20 protein-coding genes are annotated in these 22099 nt (G+C 51.6%); 13 read left to right on the top strand and 7 right to left on the bottom strand.

All coding sequences use genetic code 11. From position 1 onward, the window contains the following. The first annotated feature begins 84 nt into the window (after window positions 1–84). The 10 genes from regB (at window position 85) to KO503_RS08745 (ending at window position 14899) form a co-directional block, all read left to right on the top strand. Window positions 85–1479 (top strand): sensor histidine kinase RegB, encoded by a 1395-nt coding sequence (gene regB / locus KO503_RS08790; RefSeq protein WP_215991170.1) that lies wholly within the window; start codon window positions 85–87, stop codon window positions 1477–1479. A 79-nt stretch (window positions 1480–1558) separates the two neighbouring features. Further along, a complete protein-coding gene (locus KO503_RS08785) occupies window positions 1559–3145 on the top strand; it encodes a PAS-domain containing protein (RefSeq protein WP_215991169.1) in 1587 nt (528 codons plus the stop codon). Between the two features lie 40 nt (window positions 3146–3185). Continuing rightward, window positions 3186–4208, top strand: coding sequence for an aminoglycoside phosphotransferase family protein (locus KO503_RS08780; protein WP_215991168.1), 1023 nt, complete (start codon window positions 3186–3188; stop codon window positions 4206–4208). Continuing rightward, window positions 4208–4864: a nucleotidyltransferase family protein gene (locus KO503_RS08775; RefSeq protein ID WP_252731004.1), complete on the top strand. Its 657-nt coding sequence runs from the start codon at window positions 4208–4210 to the stop codon at window positions 4862–4864. Before KO503_RS08780 ends, KO503_RS08775 begins: the two co-directional genes overlap by 1 nt. Next, on the top strand, window positions 4864–7839 hold the full coding sequence (gene addB / locus KO503_RS08770; protein ID WP_215991166.1) for a double-strand break repair protein AddB: 2976 nt from the start codon (window positions 4864–4866) through the stop codon (window positions 7837–7839). The genes KO503_RS08775 and addB overlap by 1 nt, the downstream gene beginning before the upstream one ends. After that, on the top strand, window positions 7836–11234 hold the full coding sequence (addA, locus tag KO503_RS08765; RefSeq protein ID WP_215991165.1) for a double-strand break repair helicase AddA: 3399 nt from the start codon (window positions 7836–7838) through the stop codon (window positions 11232–11234). The genes addB and addA overlap by 4 nt, the downstream gene beginning before the upstream one ends. A gap of 55 nt (window positions 11235–11289) precedes the next feature. Then, entirely contained in the window at window positions 11290–11610 is a 321-nt protein-coding gene (gene trxA / locus KO503_RS08760) for a thioredoxin (RefSeq protein WP_215943262.1), read from the top strand. A 134-nt stretch (window positions 11611–11744) separates the two neighbouring features. Next, on the top strand, window positions 11745–12302 hold the full coding sequence (hslV, locus tag KO503_RS08755; RefSeq protein ID WP_252731003.1) for an ATP-dependent protease subunit HslV: 558 nt from the start codon (window positions 11745–11747) through the stop codon (window positions 12300–12302). Continuing rightward, window positions 12299–13603, top strand: coding sequence for an ATP-dependent protease ATPase subunit HslU (gene hslU, locus KO503_RS08750; protein WP_215991164.1), 1305 nt, complete (start codon window positions 12299–12301; stop codon window positions 13601–13603). The genes hslV and hslU overlap by 4 nt, the downstream gene beginning before the upstream one ends. Window positions 13604–13675: 72 nt before the next feature. Further along, window positions 13676–14899: an MFS transporter gene (locus KO503_RS08745; protein WP_215991163.1), complete on the top strand. Its 1224-nt coding sequence runs from the start codon at window positions 13676–13678 to the stop codon at window positions 14897–14899. Here KO503_RS08745 and KO503_RS08740 read toward each other — a convergent pair. The 3 genes from KO503_RS08740 to KO503_RS08730 are packed head-to-tail and all read right to left on the bottom strand — an operon-like array spanning window position 14878 to window position 17200. Further along, window positions 14878–15504 carry a Smr/MutS family protein gene (locus KO503_RS08740; RefSeq protein ID WP_215991162.1) on the bottom strand — a complete coding sequence of 209 codons (627 nt, stop codon included), beginning with the start codon at window positions 15502–15504 and terminating at the stop codon, window positions 14878–14880. The genes KO503_RS08745 and KO503_RS08740 overlap by 22 nt on opposite strands. After that, window positions 15501–16544: a murein transglycosylase A gene (gene mltA, locus KO503_RS08735; protein WP_215991161.1), complete on the bottom strand. Its 1044-nt coding sequence runs from the start codon at window positions 16542–16544 to the stop codon at window positions 15501–15503. Before mltA ends, KO503_RS08740 begins: the two co-directional genes overlap by 4 nt. Beyond that, the gene (locus tag KO503_RS08730; RefSeq protein ID WP_215991160.1) at window positions 16541–17200 is read right to left on the bottom strand and encodes a Tim44/TimA family putative adaptor protein; all 660 of its coding nucleotides are present in this window, start codon (window positions 17198–17200) and stop codon (window positions 16541–16543) included. Before KO503_RS08730 ends, mltA begins: the two co-directional genes overlap by 4 nt. Before the next feature lie 106 nt (window positions 17201–17306). Between KO503_RS08730 and KO503_RS08725 the strand changes: the two genes are divergently transcribed. Both KO503_RS08725 and secB read left to right on the top strand, forming a co-directional pair. Then, window positions 17307–17816, top strand: coding sequence for an FxsA family protein (locus tag KO503_RS08725; protein ID WP_215991159.1), 510 nt, complete (start codon window positions 17307–17309; stop codon window positions 17814–17816). Between the two features lie 58 nt (window positions 17817–17874). After that, entirely contained in the window at window positions 17875–18378 is a 504-nt protein-coding gene (gene secB / locus KO503_RS08720; protein ID WP_215991158.1) for a protein-export chaperone SecB, read from the top strand. Window positions 18379–18387: 9 nt separating this feature from the next. Here secB and dnaQ read toward each other — a convergent pair whose 3' ends face one another. Genes dnaQ through KO503_RS08700 form a run of 4 tightly spaced genes read right to left on the bottom strand, consistent with a single transcriptional unit; the run spans window position 18388 to window position 21152 of the window. Then, window positions 18388–19122, bottom strand: coding sequence for a DNA polymerase III subunit epsilon (gene dnaQ / locus KO503_RS08715; RefSeq protein ID WP_215991157.1), 735 nt, complete (start codon window positions 19120–19122; stop codon window positions 18388–18390). Beyond that, entirely contained in the window at window positions 19115–19729 is a 615-nt protein-coding gene (gene coaE / locus KO503_RS08710; RefSeq protein ID WP_215991156.1) for a dephospho-CoA kinase, read from the bottom strand. The genes dnaQ and coaE overlap by 8 nt, the downstream gene beginning before the upstream one ends. Next, complete coding sequence (locus KO503_RS08705; protein WP_215991155.1) at window positions 19726–20556, bottom strand: shikimate dehydrogenase; 831 nt, start codon at window positions 20554–20556, stop codon at window positions 19726–19728. The genes coaE and KO503_RS08705 overlap by 4 nt, the downstream gene beginning before the upstream one ends. Continuing rightward, a complete protein-coding gene (locus KO503_RS08700; RefSeq protein ID WP_215991154.1) occupies window positions 20553–21152 on the bottom strand; it encodes a Maf family protein in 600 nt (199 codons plus the stop codon). Before KO503_RS08700 ends, KO503_RS08705 begins: the two co-directional genes overlap by 4 nt. A gap of 409 nt (window positions 21153–21561) precedes the next feature. Between KO503_RS08700 and hemJ the strand changes: the two genes are divergently transcribed. Continuing rightward, on the top strand, window positions 21562–22014 hold the full coding sequence (gene hemJ / locus KO503_RS08695) for a protoporphyrinogen oxidase HemJ (protein ID WP_215991153.1): 453 nt from the start codon (window positions 21562–21564) through the stop codon (window positions 22012–22014). The last annotated feature ends 85 nt before the right edge of the window (window positions 22015–22099 follow it).

The raw sequence follows: 22099 nt of genomic DNA, 5'->3' as shown, positions 1-22099 counted from the left end.
GCGCATTGATCGGATGGGTTGGCCAGACTAACAAGGTCAGACGCACAAGAGATATAGTGAAACATTAGGATCAGCAGTCTGTCTATGGACCATATTTCAGAAGACATCATCGACCAAGAACGCCGCTCCAACTGGGTGCGACTGCGCACTTTGGTGTGGCTCAGATGGATCGCCATTACAGGACAGGTGGTCACAATTGGCATCGCCATGGTGTTTTTTGGCTTTCAGCTGTCACTTGGTGGCTTTGCGATCGTCATTGGTGCATCTGTTATCGTCAATGTCGTGGCGGCGTTTGTGTACCCTGAAAACATGCGGCTAACAGAACGCGGCGCGACATGGATGTTGTTGTTCGATATCACGCAATTGTCGGCGATGTTGTACCTCTCGGGGGGATTGAACAACCCGTTTGCCTTGCTGATTTTGGTGCCTGTGACAATTTCTGCCACAGCACTACGCCCCACATCTGTGATCGCCACGGGTGGTGTGGCGATTGTGTTGGTCACACTGATTGCCCTGATCAACGTGCCACTTGTTGATATTTACGGATCGCCCGTCGTATTGCCTTATATTTTTACCTTTGGGTCTTGGGCGGGCATCGTCGTCGGGATCACCTTTTTGGGGGGCTACGCGTGGAAGGTCACCTCTGAAATTCACACTATGTCCGAGGCGCTTTTGGCGACGCAAATGGCGTTGGGCCGCGAACAAAAGCTGACCGATTTGGGCGGCGTTGTCGCGGCTGCAGCACATGAGCTGGGCACCCCCTTGGCGACGATCAAGCTGGTGAGCGCGGAATTGGTTGATGATCTGGCAGAGCTCGAAGAGTTTCGCGCCGACGCACAGTTGATCCACGAACAGGCTGACAGATGCAGAGATATTTTGCGCTCGATGGGACGTAGCGGTAAAAACGATCTGCACCTGCAAATGGCCCCCCTGCAAGCGGTTATTGAAGAAGCCGCCGACCCGCATATGCAGCGAGGCAAAACCGTGATCATAGACGCGTCTGCAGGCGAGACAGGCGTGGGTCAACCACATGTGTATCGCCATCCCGAGATGATCCATGGGCTGCGCAATCTTGTGCAAAATGCTGTCGATTTTTCTCAATCCACGGTTTGGGTGGATGTGTCCTGGACGAAAGACAGCATTCGCGTGCGCATCATCGATGATGGCGCTGGGTTTCCCACCTCAGTGATCGGCAAAATCGGCGACCCGTTTATGCGTAGGCGCAATCGCGCGGATGACGCGCAAAAACGCCCCGCCTATGAGGGAATGGGCCTAGGGCTGTTCATTGCCAAAACGCTGTTGGAACGCACGGGCGCGGATATTTCATTTGCCAACGGATCGCCCCCCCATGATCAACATTTGCACGCAGGAAGACGCTCTGGCGCTATCGTTGAACTGGTTTGGCCGATGTCGCGGATTGCGGTATCAAAAGAAGAACAAACCAAGGCCTTAGGCGAAAATGTGCTGTTTGAACGTTGAAATTTTGATGTTTTAACCGTCCATTAACCTAAATTTTGAAGAGTCATACCCGACGCGACCGCGCGCAAAGGGGATTCTCATGACAGCCAATACCATGCTCACACTTTCGATTATGTGCCTTGGAACACTGTGCACAGCATTTCTAGTTCTCTACGCATTGGCATGGCTTGGCGGGCGTAAAACGGCGACTGACACCATTGCCCTACACGGCGATGACAGTGATATTATATTCCTGTTCGATGACGAAACCTTGATAAACGCCACGAAATCCGCGCGCACTGTGATCAGTGCTGCGGCCGAAGTCGGTTCTGATTGGTCGCGTCTGCTCAGCGTGCTGCTGCATCGGTTCCCGACGTTTCAATCGGACATCAGCGAGCTTGCTGACCTCGGCCAAATAGATGTGGAATCTCGCGACGGCAGTGCGGTTTTACGTTGCGAATGGCGCAATGGGCTTGCGCGTGTGTCACTGTTGGATTTGGAAACGGAACGCGATCATGTGGACATGGATCACCATTCTATTGCGGCCATGGAACAAGAACTTGAAACCCTGCGCGCCACCTCTGAACATGTTCCGTTTTTGGTGTGGCGCGAGCTGAAAGATGGAACCATCAGCTGGGCCAATTCGGCTTATGTTACGCTTGCCGATGCGCAATTGCCCACTGGTGACATTCCCAGCTGGCCCCCCTTGTCTTTGTTTGACACCAAACAGTTATTTTCCACCACGCCGGGCGAATTTAAACGTCTTGCTTTGACCAATGACACTGCTGGTGATCGCCCTTATGAAGTCTTTCCGATGCCAGTCGGAGACGACACATTATTCACCGCCATTGCGGCAGACCACACAGTTAAGGCCGAAAAATCGTTGCGAGAGTTCCGCCAAACACTGACCAAAACCTTTGCACATCTTACCATCGGCCTTGCGATTTTTGATCGTGATCGCAACCTTGCGCTGTTCAACCCTGCCCTTATGGATCTGACAACTCTGCCTGTCGATTTTTTATCCAATAGGCCTGCTCTTACCGCATTCTTGGATCGGCTGCGCGATGTAAAAATGATGCCTGAACCTAAAGACTACAAATCTTGGCGCCAAGAGGTTTCCGAACTGGAAACAGCCGCAAGTGTTGGACAATACGAAGAGATTTGGTCGCTGCATGGCGGCGTAACCTACCGCGTCTCTGGCAGACCCCATCCCGATGGCGCCATCGCGTTTTTGTTCGAAGACATCAGCGCCGAAATGTCTCTCACGCGGCGCTTTCGTGCCGAAATTGAAACGAGCCAAGCCGTGTTTGATTCCCTTGATGAAGCCATCGCGGTGTTTGCAAATGATGGCACACTGCTTATGGCCAACAGCGCTTATACCTCGCTTTGGGGGACTGACGGTTTGGAAGACGCCCGCGATGTCGGCGTGATGGATGCCACACGTCTGTGGCATTCGAAATGTGCGCCCAGCCCCATTTGGGGCGATGTGCGTGATTTTATTGGTCGCATGGGCGAACGCACAGAATGGACAAATTCAGCACGCCTATGGGATGGCCGACGCTTGAACTGTCGCTTTGTCCCGCTGGCCAATGGGCAAACATTGGCAGGGTTTTTACCTGAAGAAACCACGCAGCTCATCCATCCCATCTCCCAACCCCAAGCCGACTCGCGCTTCGTCGAGATGTGATCTCGCTTGCCATGGCTGTTGAGCGGTTTAATGTCGGCGCATGGAAAAACGTGCGCAGCTTTTAGATAACTTTTTATCCACAACGGATTGGCGAACAGCCAAACGCACCCCTCTCGCGGGGGATGCGTCTTTACGACGTTATGAACGTTTGCTTGATGAGGCCACAGGCCGTCATGTCATCGTGATGGATGCCCCGCCAGAAAAAGGCGAAGATGTGCGTCCGTTCTTAACTGTCGCGGCCTATTTGCGTGCCAATGGGTTGGCCGCACCTGAAATATATGAGGCCGATGAATCCAACGGCTTTTTGGTTTTGGAAGACTTTGGGCATGATTTGTTTGACGTTGTTTGCGATGCGTCGCCTGAACATGAGCGCACCCTTTATACCGCTGCGGTTGATGCTTTGGTCGTGTTGGCGCAGGCCCCTGTTTTGGCTGGCGCGCAAGACTATCATCCGAAAATGCTTGATCTCGCGCTGGCCAGTTTTCGATGGTACGCCGAACCTGCGGCAGGTCGTGATCTCAGCGATGCGCACGCGGCCTGTCGCGAGGCATTGTCGCCATTGATTGCCTCTTTAGGGGCGGGTTCTGTCACAACCTTGCGCGATTTTCATGCACAAAACCTGCTTTGGTTGCCGACGCGCCCTGCCCCAAAAAATGTTGGCTTGCTAGACTTTCAAGACGCCATGCTAGGGCATCCTGCCTATGATTTAATATCCCTTACCACCGATGCACGACGCGATGTCTCGCCGGATGTGCAAAAGATGTGTGTGGATCGTTTCACCCAAAGCATGTCGTTTGATCCTGAACAGTTTGCACGCGAGGCAGCGATCTGTTCTGTGCAGCGAAATTTGCGCATCTTGATGATCTTCGCGCGCATGTCGCTCTATTTCAGAAAGCCGCATTACGTCGATCTGATTCCACGCGTTTGGGGGCATTTGATGACGGACCTTGCCCATCCAGATTTAGTGGATGTAGCGAAGATAGTCACATCTACGATCCCTGCCCCGACCCCTGAGATTCTTGGAAAGTTGAAAGCGCAATGCGGCACTGTCTCGACACTGTAATGTTTTTTTGCGCAGGCCGTGGCACGCGGATGCTTGAGCTGACACAACATCAACCAAAACCAATGATCAATGTGGCAGGACGGCCACTGATTGATCATGCAGTTGACGCCATGGGCGACATCCCGCGACAGTTTGCCAATCTGCACTACCAGCCCGAAATTTTGGAAAAACATCTAAATTTGGCTGGAATTGAGCCTATTTTTGAAACTGATTTGTTAGAAACCGGCGGTGGGTTAAAGCACGCCTTGCCTTTGCTGGATCGTGATGCTGTCTTCACAATGAACACCGATGCGGTGTGGTCTGGTCCTGCGCCAGCAGAGTTTTTACGCATGCATTGGAACCCAGACATCATGGACGGGTTGTTGCTTTTAATCCCCAAGGCCAATGCCGTCGGTCATAAAGGTACTGGTGATTTTAGGCGCGCAGCTGATGGCGCTCTCGCACGCGGGGCTGGTGATGTTTATACGGGACTTCAGGTCATCAAAACCAAGTATGTTGCAGAGATTGAACAGTCACATTTCTCGCTCAATATGGCTTGGGAAACGCTTTTAACACGTAGAACACTGTATGGTGCGATATATTCGGGCCACTGGTGTGATGTTGGATATCCCGAGGCTATTCCGCTTGCTGAATCTATGTTGGAGACCCATTCGTAATGTTCATTGAAACAGACCGCCCACGTGTTTACGGCCTGCCCTGCGGCGTGCGCTTTCCATTCGCGCTTAAAGACGGGTTGATGGAGCGATTGAAATTGCAATCGCCGGACGCTTTGGCGCGAGTGGAAATTTTCGTGAACTCATCACGGATGCGCAAAGATTTGAAACTGGCGTTTGACGATGGGAGCACGCATTTTTTACCCAAAATTCGTCTGATCACCGATCTGGGCACCGACATTGCGGCGCGCGACGTGGCCACAGGCGTGTCAGGTTTGCGACGTCGACTTGAACTATCGCAGCTTGTGGCGCGTTTTTTAGATCAAGAACCTGATTTTGCTGCACGCTCAACCATTTACGATTTGGCAGACAGTCTTGCGGGTTTGCTGTCTGAAATGCACGACGAAGGCGTATCGCCTGCGGATTTGGACGCGATCAACATCGAAGATACATCCGGCCATTGGACGCGAGCACGGCGATTTATGTCGATCATCTCTGCTTTTTTCGATCCAACGCAAAACCAACCCCCAATGCCTGAGGCACGATTGAAGATGGTTGTGGATTTGCTGAGCGACAGTTGGGGCGCCGCGCCCCCAAATCATCCAATTATCGTTGCGGGTTCAACAGGGTCGCGGGGGACCACATCGACCTTTATGAAATTGGTCGCAGGGCTGCCACAAGGGGCTGTGGTTTTGCCTGGTGTGGATTTTGATATATCGGCTGAAACCTGGGATAAAATTCATGAGACAGACGCTTTTGAGCATCCACAGGCGCGCTTTTCAGCCTTTGCTCAGAAGGTAGGCATATCGCCCCGTAGCATTGAAAATTGGGTGACTAAATCTGATGAAAATGTGACCCGAAACCAGCTTATATCGCTTGCTTTACGCCCCGCTCCCGTCACCGATCAATGGATGACCGAAGGGCCGAATTTCAAGAATGTATCTGATGCTTGCAATGATTTAACTTTGATCGAAGCCCCAGATTCACGGTCAGAAGCTGTCAGCATAGCTTTGGCGCTGCGCAAGGCGGCCGAAGACGGTAAAAAGGCCGCGCTGATCACGCCCGATCGTGCACTTGCCCGTCATGTTACTGCTGTTTTGGATCGGTGGAACATTGCCCCCGACGACAGCGCGGGCATTCCCTTGAACCAAACTCCACCAGGTCGGCTGTTGCGCCATGTGTCAGCAGCACTTGGTCGGGCCATATCATCTGAGGATCTGTTGGTTTTGCTCAAGCATCCGCTGGTCGCGCGCGGCATGTCTGAGGATGAGGGCATTCGCGGTTATCATTTGCTATGGACGCGCAACCTTGAGCGCCATCTGCGTCGCTATGGGCCTGCATTTCCCAAGCGTGATGACCTATTAGCTTTTGCGGAGAAACAATCTGATGATGGCACGATTGATGCCACGCTTATCGCTTGGGCGATGTGGGCTTCTGACATCATTGAACGTCTCGAATCCAGCCCGATATCTCATCTATCGGATCATTTGGATCATGTGATAGAGCTATCTGAAACATTGGTTTGTGGGCCAAAATCAACCGATGCGACAGAGTTGTGGGCACAGTCTGCGGGCCGCGAAGCCCTGCGCGTGGTGACAGAGCTCAAATTTGAGGCGCCACATGGCGGTCAGATGACCACATATGAATTCGCGTCAATGTTCAACGCCATCGTGGGGCGCGGCCTTGCGCGCGATCCATCCCCCAAACACCCCGACATCATGATTTGGGGCACGCTTGAGGCCCGCGCTCAAGGGGCTGATGTGGTTATTTTGGGCGGGCTGAATGAAACCGTTTGGCCCGCAGCCCCTGCCCCCGACCCATGGTTCAGTCGCGATATGCGCAAGCAAGTCGGGCTTTTGCCGCCCGAGCAACAAATCGGCCTAGCCGCGCATGATTTTCAGCAATCCATCGGGGCCAAAATGGTAATTTTGGCGCGCGCCAAACGCAACGCCGAGGCGGAAACCGTAGCGTCGCGTTGGGTGATACGGCTCACCAATCTGCTAGCGGGTATGTCAGATGAAGGCGCAAATGCACTGAAACAGATGCGCGCCCGCGGCGATGTGTTTGTCGATATGGCCCGTGTGCTTGAGCTCCCCGATGTGACGGTTCCGCTGGCGCAACGGCCCAGCCCGCGCCCCCCTTACGCGGCGCGGCCACGACAATTGTCTGTCACACGGATCGAAACATTGGTGCGTGATCCCTATCAGATTTACGCCAGTCGCGTGTTGAGATTGAGCAAACTCAACCCCTTAACGCAATCTGCTGACCCGCGTGATCGCGGCACGGCCTTTCACAAAGTCATGGAAGAGTTCGTCGCAGAGACCTCTGATAAAATCGGTGAAACACCATCTGACGCCGCCGCACGCTTGATTGCAACCGCAGAGCGCGTCTTAGAAGACACCGTTCTATGGCCAGCTGCACGCCGTGTCTGGCTGGGGCGGTTGAAAAAAATTGCTTTGCCCTTGGTTCTGCGAGAGGCCGAAAACCGCGAAATAGGCACGCCCGTCGCCACGGAGGCCAAGGGCGGCTACCACTTTAAAGACATCGATTTTTCTCTCACCTGCGAGGCAGATCGCATCGACGAAACCAAAGGTGGTGACTATATCATTTACGATTACAAAACAGGATCGCCACCTACGAAAAAGCAAACCGAGACCTTGAAGATGCAGCTTCATCTTGAGGCCGTGATGCTTGAAAACGGCGGATTTAAGGGGCTCAATACGGGGCGCGTGTTTGAATTGGCTTATCTCGGCCTAGACGGAAACACCAAACAAACCCGCTTGCCCTTATCGCCTGGCGATACACAAAAAATCGAAGACCGCTTTATTGATCTGATTAAAAACTATGACGATCCCGAACAGGGCTATACATCTCGGCGGATCGTTCAAAGCGTATCGTTTGCTGGTGATTTCGACCATTTAGCACGGGTGGGTGAATGGTCTGACAGCGACGCGCCTTTTCCGGAGGATGTGCAATGATCTTGCTTGATGACGCAACTCTGCGCCAAATCGCGGCAGCAAAACCTGACAGTTCGACTTGGGTGTCAGCCAATGCGGGCTCTGGAAAGACCAAAGTGTTGACGGACCGCGTGGCGCGACTGTTGTTGGCGGGCACGCCGCCGCAACATATTTTATGTCTGACCTATACCAAGGCAGCCGCCTCTGAGATGCAAAACAGGCTGTTCAAGCGGCTTGGTGCGTGGGCGATGATGCCTGATGACACTTTATCGATTGAGCTGAAAGCCCTTGCGCCAGACGCAGTTTTGACAGACGAGGAAATGCGGCACGCACGCACTTTATTTGCCCGTGCTGTCGAGACCCCGGGTGGATTGAAAATTCAAACCATTCACTCGTTTTGTGGCGCACTATTAAGACGATTCCCGCTGGAAGCGGGTGTTTCACCACAATTCAAGGAATTGGATGATCGCGAAACCAATGCCATTCTGGCTGAGGTTTTGGATACTTTGGCCGAGGGTCAAGGCCGTGATGCGATTGATGCAGTTGCCACACATATTTCAGGACAAGACGACATTGACCCGTTGCATTTGGCGCAGCAAATCGTGCGCAAACGCGAGGCCTTTCATCCGCCTGCGACTTCAGAGGACATCTGGGAATGGTTTGGTCTAACGGACGGATATGGTGAGCAAGATTTGCTTGAATCTGTGTTTTTAGGCGACGAAGATCATGCGCTGACCAGTGCTGCCACAGCCATGGAGGCTTCTCCAAACAAAACTGATGTAAAGGCAGCCGTGATGCTGCGTACATGGATTGGCGCTGCGCCCTCTATCAGCTTGTTGCAAGATATGATCGCTGCGTTTTTGGTCAAAACGGGTGAAAACCAAGGACTGACACGCTTTGGGCGCACGCATTCTGGTCTGCCAACCAAGAAATGTGCGACGCTTGAACCAGAAGCCCTGCGGCAACTTTCCGAATTGATGGAGCGCGTGTCGGAGGCCACAGACAATCTGCGTGCGCTGCAATCTGCGAAAAAAACCGCCGCGCTGCATCAATTCGCATCCGCGCTGTTGCAACCCTATTTCGATACAAAAGCACGACTTGGCTTGCTGGATTTCGACGATCTGGTGCAAAAAGCGCGGGATTTGTTGTCGATTTCGAGCGTAGCGCAATGGGTGCTGTTTCGCTTGGACGGCGGTATCGATCATATTCTGGTGGACGAAGCGCAAGACACCAGCCCCGATCAATGGACGGTGATCAGGCTGCTGGCCGAAGAATTTACAGTGGGTGAGGGCGCGCGCCCCAATGTAACACGCACGATCTTTGTTGTGGGCGATAAAAAGCAGTCGATCTATTCATTTCAGGGCGCTGCGCCTGAAGCTTTTGACCAGATGAAACACCATTTTGAAGCACGACTTGGGGATGCGGGGCATACCTTGCAAGACATTGCATTACAGCATTCTTTTCGGTCCTCTCCTGCGATTTTGAACATGACGGACCAGACTTTTGCGCAATCTGATGGGCAAGGCGTTGGAGGCGACACACATCACATCGCGTTTTTTGAAGATACCCCCGGACGTGTGGACCAATGGCCATTGGTGGAACCTGAGCCTGCGGAGACTGATCCCGATGACTGGGAAAATCCGACCGATCTGGTCGCCCCTGAACATCACAGCATTCGACTTGCGGGGATGGTGGCGCGCAATGTCAAAGACATGATTGAAAAAGGCTCGATTCCACGTAAAGGCAGCGAAAATACTCATATTGAGCCGGGGGATATTTTGATTTTGGTGCGCAACAGATCAGGGTTGTTTTACCCGATGATCCGCGCGCTTAAAAAGCTGAACCTGCCTGTCGCAGGCGCAGATCAGCTTGTTTTGAATGACGAATTGGCCGTCAAAGACATGACATCGCTTTTGGCGTTTTTGTCGCTGCAAGATGATGATTTGGCCTTGGCTGAGGCATTGAAATCACCACTGTTTGGCTGGTCTGAACAAGATTTGTTTTCGCTCGCTCACAAACGCACCGCGGCAACCTTGTGGCGTGAATTGCGCGCACGGCGTGACGAGTGGCCTGTCACTGCGGATATTTTGGACGACTTGCGCAAGACATCTGACTTTTTGCGGCCCTATGATTTGATACAACGGGTGTTGGTACGTCACGGGGGGCGTAAAAAGTTTTTGGCGCGCCTTGGCATTGAGGCGGAGGACGGACTTGATGCGTTACTGCACCAAGCGCTGCATTATGAAACCACACAAACGCCAAGCCTGACGGGGTTTATAGGTTGGCTTGGGGCTGAGAAAATCAAGCTCAAACGTGTTTTGGACGAGTCCTCGAACCTCATTCGCGTGATGACGGTGCATGGATCAAAGGGTCTAGAGGCGCCGATTGTGATCTTGCCTGACACATTGCGCGAAACAAGTGAACCGAAGGACGAACTCATTACGCTTGAGCATGGCGGGATCGCATGGAAATCGAGCAAGGAAAACAACGCAGAGGCGGCTAAAGAGGCTCTAACCCAGCTAAAAAGTAAGAATGACGACGAGGAGCGGCGTCTTTTATATGTGGCCATGACGCGGGCTGAAAACTGGTTGATCGTGGCTGGTGCTGGTAAGATGAAAAAGGACAGCAGCTGTTGGTATCAACTGGTTGAAAACGGCATGCTGTCTGCGGGCGCTGAAGAACAGGCGTTTCCAAGCGGGATTGGAAAGCGGTATGCACATGGGGTTTGGCCCATGCGCACAGGTGATGCCGCCATAAAGGCCGAGAGCAAAGCCGCGCTGCCAGAATGGGTGCAAAAACCGGCTGTGATTGTCGATGATCCTAAGGTGTTCTTGTCGCCCTCGGATTTGGGGGGCGCGAAAGCGCTTGCGGGGCCCACATCAGGACGCAGTGAAGAAGACGCCATGCGCTATGGCAAGCAATTGCATTTGTTGCTGGAACATCTGCCAAATCACCCTGTCTCAGACTGGTCAGAGATTGCGCGATCCTTGTTAGGGTCTGGCGAATTATTTGCGACCTTGACTGAATTAGAGCCTATTTGGGCAGAGGCCACTCGCGTTTTGACAGCGCAATACGCATGGGATGTCTTTGGCAAAAACTCTTTGGCTGAGATCAGGTTTTCTGGCGTTGTAAAGACGCTCAATGATGAGCCTATGCGCGGAATTATTGATCGTCTGATTGTAGAACATGATATTGTTCGCATTATTGATTTTAAGTCTAATGAAATCATTCCAAAAACAGAACAGGACGTGCCAGAAGGGTTGCTGCGCCAATTGGGGGCTTATTCGGATATTTGCACAACCATTTACCCATCCAAAAAAATTGAGGTGGCGATCTTGTGGACACGCACTGCGACGCTTATGCCGCTGCCACACGATATGGTGATGTCTGCCCTACAAGATGCCGCTACATCTTGACCCTTTAAGGCAGGACACATAGGTTCTGCTCAACATAGAAATCAGGAGAAATCAAATGGCCACTGTTGCTGTCACAGATGCAAGCTTTGAAGCCGACGTTCTTAAATCCGACATCCCAGTGATCGTGGATTTCTGGGCTGAATGGTGCGGACCATGTAAACAAATCGGCCCAGCGCTCGAAGAGTTGTCCGCCGAATTTGAAGGCAAAGTCAAAATCGTCAAAGTTAACATTGATGAAAACCCAAATTCACCAGCACAATTTGGTGTGCGTTCTATCCCAGCACTTTTCATGGTGAAAAACGGCGAAGTCGTGTCCAACAAGGTTGGCGCTGCGCCAAAAACTGCGATTTCCAGCTGGATCACCGAAAGCGTTTAAGGCCTTCGGAATAGAATTTGAAAGGGGTGCCAATGGTGCCCCTTTTTGTTTGTGCGTTGTGCATTTGATTGCAACTCTCGCTTGAACCGCCATAAACGAACCCACATATAAAGACTTCATTGAAAGGACACATCATGGCTGATGATCAATTCCCAGGCTGGCATGGCACCACCATTATCGGTGTGCGCCGCGGCAATGAGGTTGTTATAGCGGGCGACGGGCAGGTGAGCCTTGGACAGACCGTGATCAAGGGCACAGCGCGCAAGGTGCGCAGGCTGAAACCTGGCGGACACGAAGTGATTGCTGGCTTTGCTGGGTCGACAGCTGATGCGTTTACATTGCTTGAGCGCTTAGAAGCAAAACTTGAGGCCACGCCCGGTCAATTGGCGCGCGCAAGCGTAGAATTGGCGAAAGATTGGCGCACGGATAAATACCTTCAAAAGTTGGAAGCAATGCTGATTGTCACCGATGGGACTGAGCTTTTGGTCATCACGGGTGCCGGCGATGTGCTTGAACCTGAGCATGATATCGCAGCAATTGGGTCAGGCGGCAACTTTGCCTTGGCCGCCGCACGCGGATTGATGGCCACTGATAAAACAGCCGAAGACATTGCTCGCGAAGCCATGGCGATTGCTGCTGATATTTGCGTGTACACAAACGGAAAATTGACCGTGGAGACGATTAAATCATGACTGACCTAACCCCACGCGAAATCGTATCTGAGCTGGATCGCTTTATCATCGGGCAAAACGACGCCAAGCGCGCTGTGGCTGTGGCCCTACGCAATCGCTGGCGCCGCAAGCAATTGACGGATGATCTGCGTGATGAGGTCTATCCGAAAAACATCCTTATGATCGGGCCAACGGGTGTTGGCAAAACCGAGATTTCGCGCCGTCTGGCCAAGCTGGCCCGCGCGCCGTTTATCAAGGTTGAAGCCACTAAATTTACCGAAGTGGGGTACGTTGGCCGTGACGTGGAGCAGATCGTGCGCGATTTGGTGGATGCAGCGATTGCGCAAACCCGTGAGTACATGCGCGAGGATGTGAAAGCCAAAGCGCATCAAGCCGCCGAAGACCGCGTGATTGAAGCCATTGCTGGTACAGATGCCCGCGCGCAAACCCGCGAGATGTTCCGCAAAAAGCTAAAGTCTGGTGAGTTGGACGACACCGAGATCGAGCTTGAGATGCAAGATACATCATCACCGATGGGGGGCTTTGAAGTACCCGGTCAGCCGCAAATGGGCGGGATGATGAACCTTGGAGATATTTTTGGCAAAGCCTTTGCTGGGCGCACAGTGAAAAAGAAAATTAAGGTGGCTGACAGCTACGATCTTTTGATTTCTGAAGAGGCGGACAAGCTGCTAGACGACGAAACAGTAAACCGTGCAGCGCTGGAATCTGTTGAGCAAAACGGCATCGTTTTCTTGGACGAGATCGATAAGGTCTGCGCCCGTGCTGATGCGCGTGGTGCAGATGTTTCACGTGAAGGCGTGCAGCGTGATTTACTGCCGCTGATCGAAGGCACAACAGTGTCGACCAAGCACGGCCCTGTAAAAACCGACCATATTTTATTCATCGCCTCAGGCGCATTTCATGTGGCAAAACCATCAGATTTGCTGCCAGAGTTGCAAGGGCGTCTGCCGATCCGCGTTGAACTGCAAGCCCTGAACGAAGGCGATTTTGTGCGCATCTTGACGGAAACCGACAATGCGCTGACCCTACAGTACACTGCATTGATGGCGACCGAGGAAGTGACAGTGTCGTTCACGGCGGAAGGCATCAAAGCCATCGCATCGGTAGCCGCAGAAGTGAACACCAGCGTCGAAAACATCGGCGCGCGGCGCCTGTACACTATTTTGGAACGGGTGTTTGAAGAGCTGTCTTTTGCAGCCCCTGATCGAGGTGGTGACACTGTTGTGGTGGACGAGGCTTACGTGCGCGCAAGCGTGGGTGATATGGCTCAAACTGCTGATGTTAGCCGCTTTATGCTATAGATCAAAACTGCACAGGCCGTTTGCTGTGACGATTTGATCTATCTTTTTCATGGGTAAAGCGTACATGGACCTATGAGCTATATTCATTTTATCATCCAAAACGCCCGCTGGTTGCTGGCCGGCTTTTTGCTGTGTCTGACGTCGTCATATGGGCAAACGTATTTTATATCTGTTTTTGCTGGCGAAATTCGCGCCGAATTTGGCTTAAGTCACACAGCTTGGGGCTGGATTTATGCGATCGGCACTATGGTGTCGGCTGCGACGATGGTCTGGGCGGGAACGTTAACGGATCGGTTTCGCGTGCGCCAATTGGCACCTGTGGTGTTGATAGGGCTGGCACTGGCCTGCTTGTCGATGTCATTTGTACCTAGCGCCATAGCTTTGGTCGGCGTGATCTTTGTGCTGCGGCTGTTTGGCCAAGGCATGTCAGGGCATATTGCAATGGTCGCCATGGCGCGCTGGTTTCAAGCGACGCGCGGGCGAGCCTTGTCTGTGGCCTCATTAGGGTTTGCGATTGGCAACGCCGTCTATCCACTTATTTTTGTTGCTTTAATGGCTTATTTCGGCTGGCGAGAGCTGTGGATTCTGGCTGCAGGGCTGGCGATTTTGCTGATTCCTGTGATCATGTGGCTGTTGCGCACAGAGCGCACGCCCCAATCCATTTCGAAATCTTATGCCTCGCTTGGTATGAATGGTGTGCATTGGACACGCAACCGGATGCTGAAACACTGGTTGTTTTGGATGGCCATTCCGCTGATTGTTGGCCCGCCCGCATGGGCCACGGCGCTCTTTTTCCAGCAGGTGCCCTTGGCTGAGGCCAAGGGTTGGGCGCTGTTGGATTTTGTAGCCTTGTTCCCGATTTTGACGCTGGGTTCTGTGACGTTCAATGTCGCCGCAGGGGCCGCTGTCGACAAATGGGGCGCAGGGCGGTTGCTGCCCTTTATGATTGTGCCTTTCGCGATCAGTTTCATGATTATTGCCACAAGTGACACCTTGCTGATGGCGGGGGTCGCGATGGTGTTTTTAGGCATGGGCATGGGGTCGCAAGGGACTATTGTGGGCGCTTTTTGGGCCGAACATTATGGCACGCAATTCATCGGATCGATCAAATCGGCAGCCATGGCGATCGTTGTGCTTGGCTCAGCGATCGGACCAGCGGTATCGGGATCCATGCTGGATGCGGGCATCACCTTTGACGCCCAATTGATGGTCTATGCGGTGTATTTTCTAGCGACAGGCGTTTTGGCCTATTTTGGCACCAGAAGCGCGCGCTGTTACCCGCCTCGCCGAAGGTAGACGTAATAAGCGCCTGAACCACCATGGGACAAATGTGCCTCGTTCACCTGCATGACAAGAAGGCGCAAAGGGCCTGAGCGCAGCCAATGCGGTGTTTGGTTTTTCAGCACGCCGATGCGCGTCGGAATAGGACCGCCATCATCGCGATCTTTGCCCTTACCGGTGATCACCAAAACAAGCCGCAATCCCCGCGCATGTGATGAGACAATGAAATTGGTCAGGGCAGGGTGCGCTTGGGCCATGGTCATGCCATGCAGGTCGATACGAGCCTCTGGGGCGAGTTTTCCACGACGCATTTTGCCGAATTTTTTATGATCCATTTGCAAGGGCGCTTGCCTGATTTCATCGGAAATAGACGGCATTAAATTGTGACGGATTTTGGCAGGCTTGGCTTTGCTGCCCAATTCAAATTCTTTGATATGCTGGTGCAGCGATTTGGTTGCCTCTGTTCGCTCGATGACTTTGGGGGCCGGATGTACAGGAACGACGGACATGTCATGTTTCACAGGTTTCGCATTGGGGCGTAAAGGAATGGCGGTTTTTTTAACCTCATCCCACAGCGAGCGATCTTCGTCGCTCAATGTTTTTGTGCGCCGCCGCGTCATCTGTCGTTCTGTTCCTCAAGTCCGTAGGCCAATTGGATGGGCATCAAGACCACCATCCGACCAGTATCGCGAATTCTGCCCGCAACGTCACCCGCGCTATCGCCTGTGCCGTAAAATATATCTGCGCGCTGTGCGCCTTTAATCGCAGAGCCTGTGTCTTGGGCGATCATCAAGCGACGCAGTGGGGCTTCGCCATCTTTTTCCAACCAAACAGGCGCCCCCAAAGTGACAAAGGCAGGATCAACAGCGACGCTGCGCATAGGCGTGATCGAGCGGCTCATCGCACCAATGGGGCCAGAAGAGGCTTTAAGTGTCTTGAGTTCCTTGAAAAACACATAGGATGGATTTTTGTACAAAAGCGCCCGCCCATCCACAGGATTTCGCCGCACCCAGTTTTTGATCACCTGCGCGGAAACTTGATGTTCATTATAAACACCCATGCGCACCAATTCTTGACCGATGGAGTTGTATTGATAGCCATTGTGACCTGCATATCCGACACGAATGGTACTGCCATTGGTCAATTGAATACGACCTGAGCCTTGGATTTGCAAAAAAAACAGCTCGACAGGATCATCCACCCAAGCGATCTCAAGCCCGCGCCCTGCAAGCGCGCCTTCACCGATATCGCGTCGAGTATGATAGGGACTGGATTGCACGCGATCACTTGGCATTGCGTAAACAGGATAGCGATACGTGGGTGTGCGCACACGAGAGCCTGACAGTTCGGGTTCAAAGTATCCCGTGAACAAGGGCTTAGCGTCATCCGCAATCAAAACGGGCTTAAAAAACAGTTCAAAAAATGTTTTGGCGTTGGACTGATTTTGCGCCAAAGCGCAGATTTGAGGCCATTCTCGCTCCTTAATGCGGTCACAAGTGTTTAAAAAAACATTCAACGCATCTTGATGAGTATCGTCATCCCAACCTTGCAGGTCAGAAAAAGAAAGAATTTTTGCCACAGGCTCGTCCTCGCACTGGGCAGGTGCCGACAGGGCCAACACGGCTGCAAATGCAGCGCTTGCCAGCCCCTTAACCGTCATGCGCCGGTTGCGACCAATTGCCAGTTGGGGTCATTGCTGCCCATCTCGCGTGCAAAGGTCCAAATGTCTTTTTGACGTTTCACTTTGTTGGGATCCCCCTCAACAATCGCGCCAGCGGCATCGCGTGCAACGGATGTGATTTCAGAAACAAAGCGCAGTTTAATTTCTTCTTCGCGTGCCGCTTCGTCCAAATCAACATCTATAATTTGGGATTCGTGCAGGCCGATAAACTGGGCCTCCACTGTCAGGCCAGCCTCTTTGCGATTGTCTATAACATCTTGAAATGCTTCTTCAACATCGTCTGAAATGAAATCAGACACAGAGGACAGGTCACCGTTTTCAAACGCCATCAAGATCATTTCATAGGCGGCACTCGCGCCTGTCAAAAACTCGGAGACGGTGAAATCAGGCTCATTACGCTTGAGCACCAAAAGATTTTCCGCAGCACGCGAGCCTTCGGGAACGTTGTCGATGATATCGTGATCCGCGCCACCTTCAATCACTTCAAACTGACGTTTGGGCGTTTGAGGTTCAGCGATCGGATCAACGCGAGGCTGTTCAAATCCATCGCGCGTGCCAAGGATATTGCGCAAGCGCAGGACTAAAAAAATTGCTATTCCGGCCAGAACCAGAAGCGAGACCAGTGAACTTCCCATCAATACCTCTTTTGCTTCAGAACGTAGTAAAATCCGCTCTTTGACCTTATGTAGGGTGTCGATGGTGCCAAGTCCACCAGTGCCGAGAAATTTGAGAGGAAGTCCTATGTGGTTATTTGCGCTTTTTGTTGCCGTTCCAGTGATTGAAATTGCCCTATTTATTCAAGTGGGTGGGTTCATTGGTCTGTTCCCGACCTTGGCTATTGTGGTTTTGACCGCATTTTTGGGCACCTATTTGGTCAAACAACAAGGTGCAATTGCACTGTCGCAGCTGCGGTCGTCCTTTGGTGAATTGCGTGACCCAAGCGAACCTCTTGCGCATGGCGCGATGATTTTATTCTCTGGCGCGATGTTGTTGACGCCAGGTTTTTTCACTGACGCCGTCGGATTTTTACTGTTGATACCTGCGTTTCGCACGCGACTGTTCGTTGAGCTGCAAAAACGCATCAAAGTGCAAAGCTTTACAATGGGTGGTGGAATGGGCGGCGGCAATGCAGGCTTTGGCGATACACAGCCTGGCAACACCCAAGATCCAAACACCATAGATGGCGAATGGGAGCCCGTTTCGCCCAAGGATATCGAGAATAATGGCCCTTCAGGCTGGACGCGGCATTGAGCCGCGTTTTCCAACCTGATACAAAGTCGCAACTTTAGTTTTTTTGAGGAATATACAGATGGCCGAAACCGGTGAAACAGCTGCTCCAGCACCAGAAGTTAAAATGCAAGTTCTAGGCCAATTTGTGCGGGACATGTCATTTGAAAACATTCTTGCGCAAAAGGGTATCAAATCTGAAGGCCGTCCGAACATTTCTGTTCAGGTCGCATTGGATGCGAAAAAACGCGAAGGTGCGGAAAATCAGTTTGAAGTTGCGATCAAATTGAACGTGAAATCCGAAACGGAAACTGGTGAGACACTGTTCATTCTTGAACTGGATTACGCCGGTATTTTCCTTATCGAAAATGTGCCAGACGCGCAGATGCACCCGTTCTTGATGATCGAATGCCCACGTATGCTGTTCCCGTTCACACGTCGCGTCGTTCACGACCTGACACGCGACGGTGGTTTCCCGCCGCTGAACCTCGACACAATCGATTTTGTGGCGTTGTATCGCCAAGACATGCTGCGCCGTGCCGAAGCTCAAAAAGCCGCAGCCCCAGCAGATGCGCCTGTTAACTAATAGCTAACCCTATTTTGTCCACAACGCACCGTCGCCCATCGCCTCTACAAAGGCTGCATGGGCGGCGGCTTCTTCATCTGTCAGCCGTGAGGGCAGGGCGACCTCGCGCCGTTTAGGACGCCACTGTTGTGACGCCTGCAAATCTTGCGAGGCCTTGTCGCCTTTGGGTTCAGGTGCCAGAACCAAATCAGGTTGACGCCCGCCGATCAGCTCAAGATAAACCTCAGCCAAAATTTCGGAATCGAGCAAAGCGCCGTGCAATGTACGGCTAGAGCTATCGATGTGGAACCGACGACACAACGCATCAAGGGTGGCAGGCGATCCGGGGAATTTTTTGCGTGCAATTGCGAGTGTATCCAGCGCTTGTTCCCATGGAATTTGGCGCAACCCTGCGGTTTTTAATTCTGCATTCAAGAATTTAATATCAAAAGCCGCGTTGTGGATCACCAAAGTGCTATCACCAATAAAATCCAAGAAATCTTGCGCGATCTCTTTGAACACAGGCTTGTCCAGCAAGGTCACTTCATCTGCGCGTGCAGGGCGGGGCGGCTCCAAAATGTCAGGACCAATCCCATGCACACCAAAAGCCCCTGCGGGCATGGTGCGTTTCGGATTTATATATTGGTGATAGGTGCGCCCAGTTGCGAGATGATTGTCCAGTTCAATAGCACCGATTTCAACCAAACGGTCGCCCGTCAGCGGATCAAACCCTGTGGTTTCCGTATCAAGAACGATTTCACGCATCTGGTGTCTCCTGCTGGTTGGACCTGACTGTATTCAATATCTCTAGGACGGCCGCTTTGGCCATATCAATTGACGATGTGTCGATGACAAAATCGGCCTGTGCGCGCTTATCGGCATCTGGGATTTGTTTTGCCAAAATCGATTCAAATTGCGCCACTGTCATATTGGATCGCGCCAAGACGCGAGCGCGCTGAACGTCAGCGGGTACGGACACCACGACAACAAAATCAACAGATGTGTTCAACCCTGTTTCAAACAACAAAGGCACATCTAAAACGATAATTTGGGCGGGATTTGTCTCTAAAAACTTCTGCCTGTCTTGCGCGACCAAAGGGTGCACAATCTGTTCAAGCTGTTGCAAACCCATCGGCGTTTTCTTGATCCAATCTTTAAGTATTTCACGATCAACGATGCCGCTTGTGGTGGCTTTGGGACAAATTTTGGAAATTGCCGCAATGGCGCCCGCGTCACTGGAATACAGCCTGTGCACGGTACTATCAGCATCCCAAACAGGTACACCCTCGGCTTTGAACATCTCAGCCGTGGTAGATTTTCCCATCCCGATGGACCCCGTCAGCCCAATCACAATCGGCTGTGAATCTCTCATTCGGTCAGCAGCACATGGCGGGTTTCATCATCCACATCTGGGCGCACGCCAAACCATCGTTCGAACCCCGGCGCGGCTTGGTGTAAAAGCATACCCAAGCCATCAACAGTCTGACAACCGTTCTTGGCGGCGTTTTCTAAAAACGCGGTGCGTAGTGGCGTGTACACAAGGTCAGTAACAACGGCTTTAGGCGATAAAGCGTCCAGCCGTACATTAAATTCAGGCTTACCCACCATGCCAAGCGACGTCGTGTTAACCACAGTCATAGCGCCCTCAAGCATATTCCCAGCGTGAACCCATTCATAAACTGTTACTTTGCTGCCAAATTCGGCCTTTAGCCCATCTGATCGCAACCGCGTGCGATTGGACAGCCGAATTTCAGTCACACCCACATCAAGCAAAGATGCAATCACCGCTCGGGCCGCACCGCCAGCACCAAAAATAGCCGCAGGGCCTGCTTTAGGGTCCCAATCAGCGTTGGATCGCAGGTTTTCAACAAAGCCATATCCATCGGTATTATCCGCGTGAAGCTTGCCATCAGCCCTAAAAATCAATGTATTTGCAGCGCCGATCAGCGCTGCGCGGTCTGTAACGATGTCAGCAAGCGCGAGTACAGATTCTTTGTGGGGAATAGTTACGTTGGCACCGACAAATCCCATCTTGGGCATCATGCGTAAAACCTCTGCCAAATCGTTTTGGGCCACATCAAGATGCACATAGTGACCTTTGATTCCGTAACGTTTCAGCCAAAATCCGTGCAAATCGGGGGATCTGGAGTGGGCTATAGGACAGCCGATCACGCCAGCCAATGGAATTTTATTGCTCATGATGAAATGACTCCTGTTTGGCCAAAGTATCCTAAAATTTCCAATAGAGGCAGACCTAGAACATTGAAATGATCCCCGTCTATACGTGAAAATAACCGCACGCCTTCTTCTTCGAGCTTATACCCCCCAACAGAATGGCGAATACTGTTCCAATTGCGCGTAACATAATCGTCGAGATAAGCGTCAGAATTTTGCTTCATCTGCAGTTTGACTTCGCCGATGTGCCGCCATTTGGGCTCACCACCTTCATATATAACGGCAGCAGACAGCAATTTATGCCGTTCGCCATTAAGTTCCGTCAACTGTTCACGGGCATCGTCGGGTGTTGTGGGTTTGGAAAACAACCGCCCCCTGAATGACAAAACCTGATCACAACCTAACACGACGGCTTCAGGCATTTTCATCGATATTTTGCGGGCTTTGCCTTCGGCCAACGCGTCTGCGATGTCTCGTGGGGGTGTCCCCTCAGCTAAGAGCGCATCTTTAATGCTTTCTTCATCAATCCGCGGCACATTTACATCGAATGATACCTTTGCATTGGCAAGCAAGGTCTGACGAATGGACGAACCTGACGCCAGAATGAGAGTTTTAGTCATGTTGATGATCCTGTGGAAAAGACGCAGTGAACTGTGTTGGCGGCTGATGGGATAACCATGTCATGAATAAATGGGCGGGAAAAGTCGGCAGTTTGGTATTTTTCGTGCCCATGTTTTCCTAAGTAGATAAAAAAAAATAATCACTGTGGATGACATATCGCAAATCTATTGATTCACGAGTTATACATAGGATAATCCCAGATGTATTTATGTTAAGTGATTGTTAAATTGTTATTTTGTAAATTTATCCCCAAATTTTCTTTCGTATAAGAGATAAAATTTTCCTTGTGCAAAACTCAAGGGGATAAGCCATTAATCCACACAATCCACAGGCCCTACTAACAACATCAACTCTTTTTACTTTCTTATATTATTATATAGATAGGCACAGAAATTCGGAGTGCATGAGATGACTGATTTCCTATCAAGCCTATACCCATGGACCAAATCGCTTCACGTCATTTCAGTGATCGCTTGGATGGCTGGTATTTTTTATCTGCCACGTTTGTTTGTACGCCATACTGAAAGCGTCGAAATTGGCAGTGAAACCGATCTGCTGTTCCAAGATATGGAAAAAAAGCTGTTTAAGGTAATTATGAACCCAGCATTTGTTTCCACATGGGTCTTTGGGCTGAGCTTGATATTCACCCCCGGCGTTGTCGATTGGACTTCGGGCTGGTCATGGATCAAAGCGGCCTGCGTGATCGTGATGTCGTGGTTTCATCATTGGTGTGGATACAGACGCAAAGACTTTATTGCTGGCAATAATCGTTTGACGGGCAAGCAATACAGGTTGATGAATGAGGTCCCAACTGTATTGATGATCGTAATTGTTATTATGATTATCGCACGTCCATTCTGAGAAAGATTGACTCAAGGCACCTTGATGTCTATTGAACCTTAAATCCCAGCCGTCCGGCATCATGGGATATTTCACACCACTTGTA

This window comes from Pacificibacter marinus (assembly GCF_018860505.1).
Taxonomy (GTDB): domain Bacteria; phylum Pseudomonadota; class Alphaproteobacteria; order Rhodobacterales; family Rhodobacteraceae; genus Celeribacter; species Celeribacter marinus_B.
The sequence above is the reverse complement of the archived record's forward strand: the minus strand, read 5'-3'. Positions and strand labels throughout refer to the sequence as shown.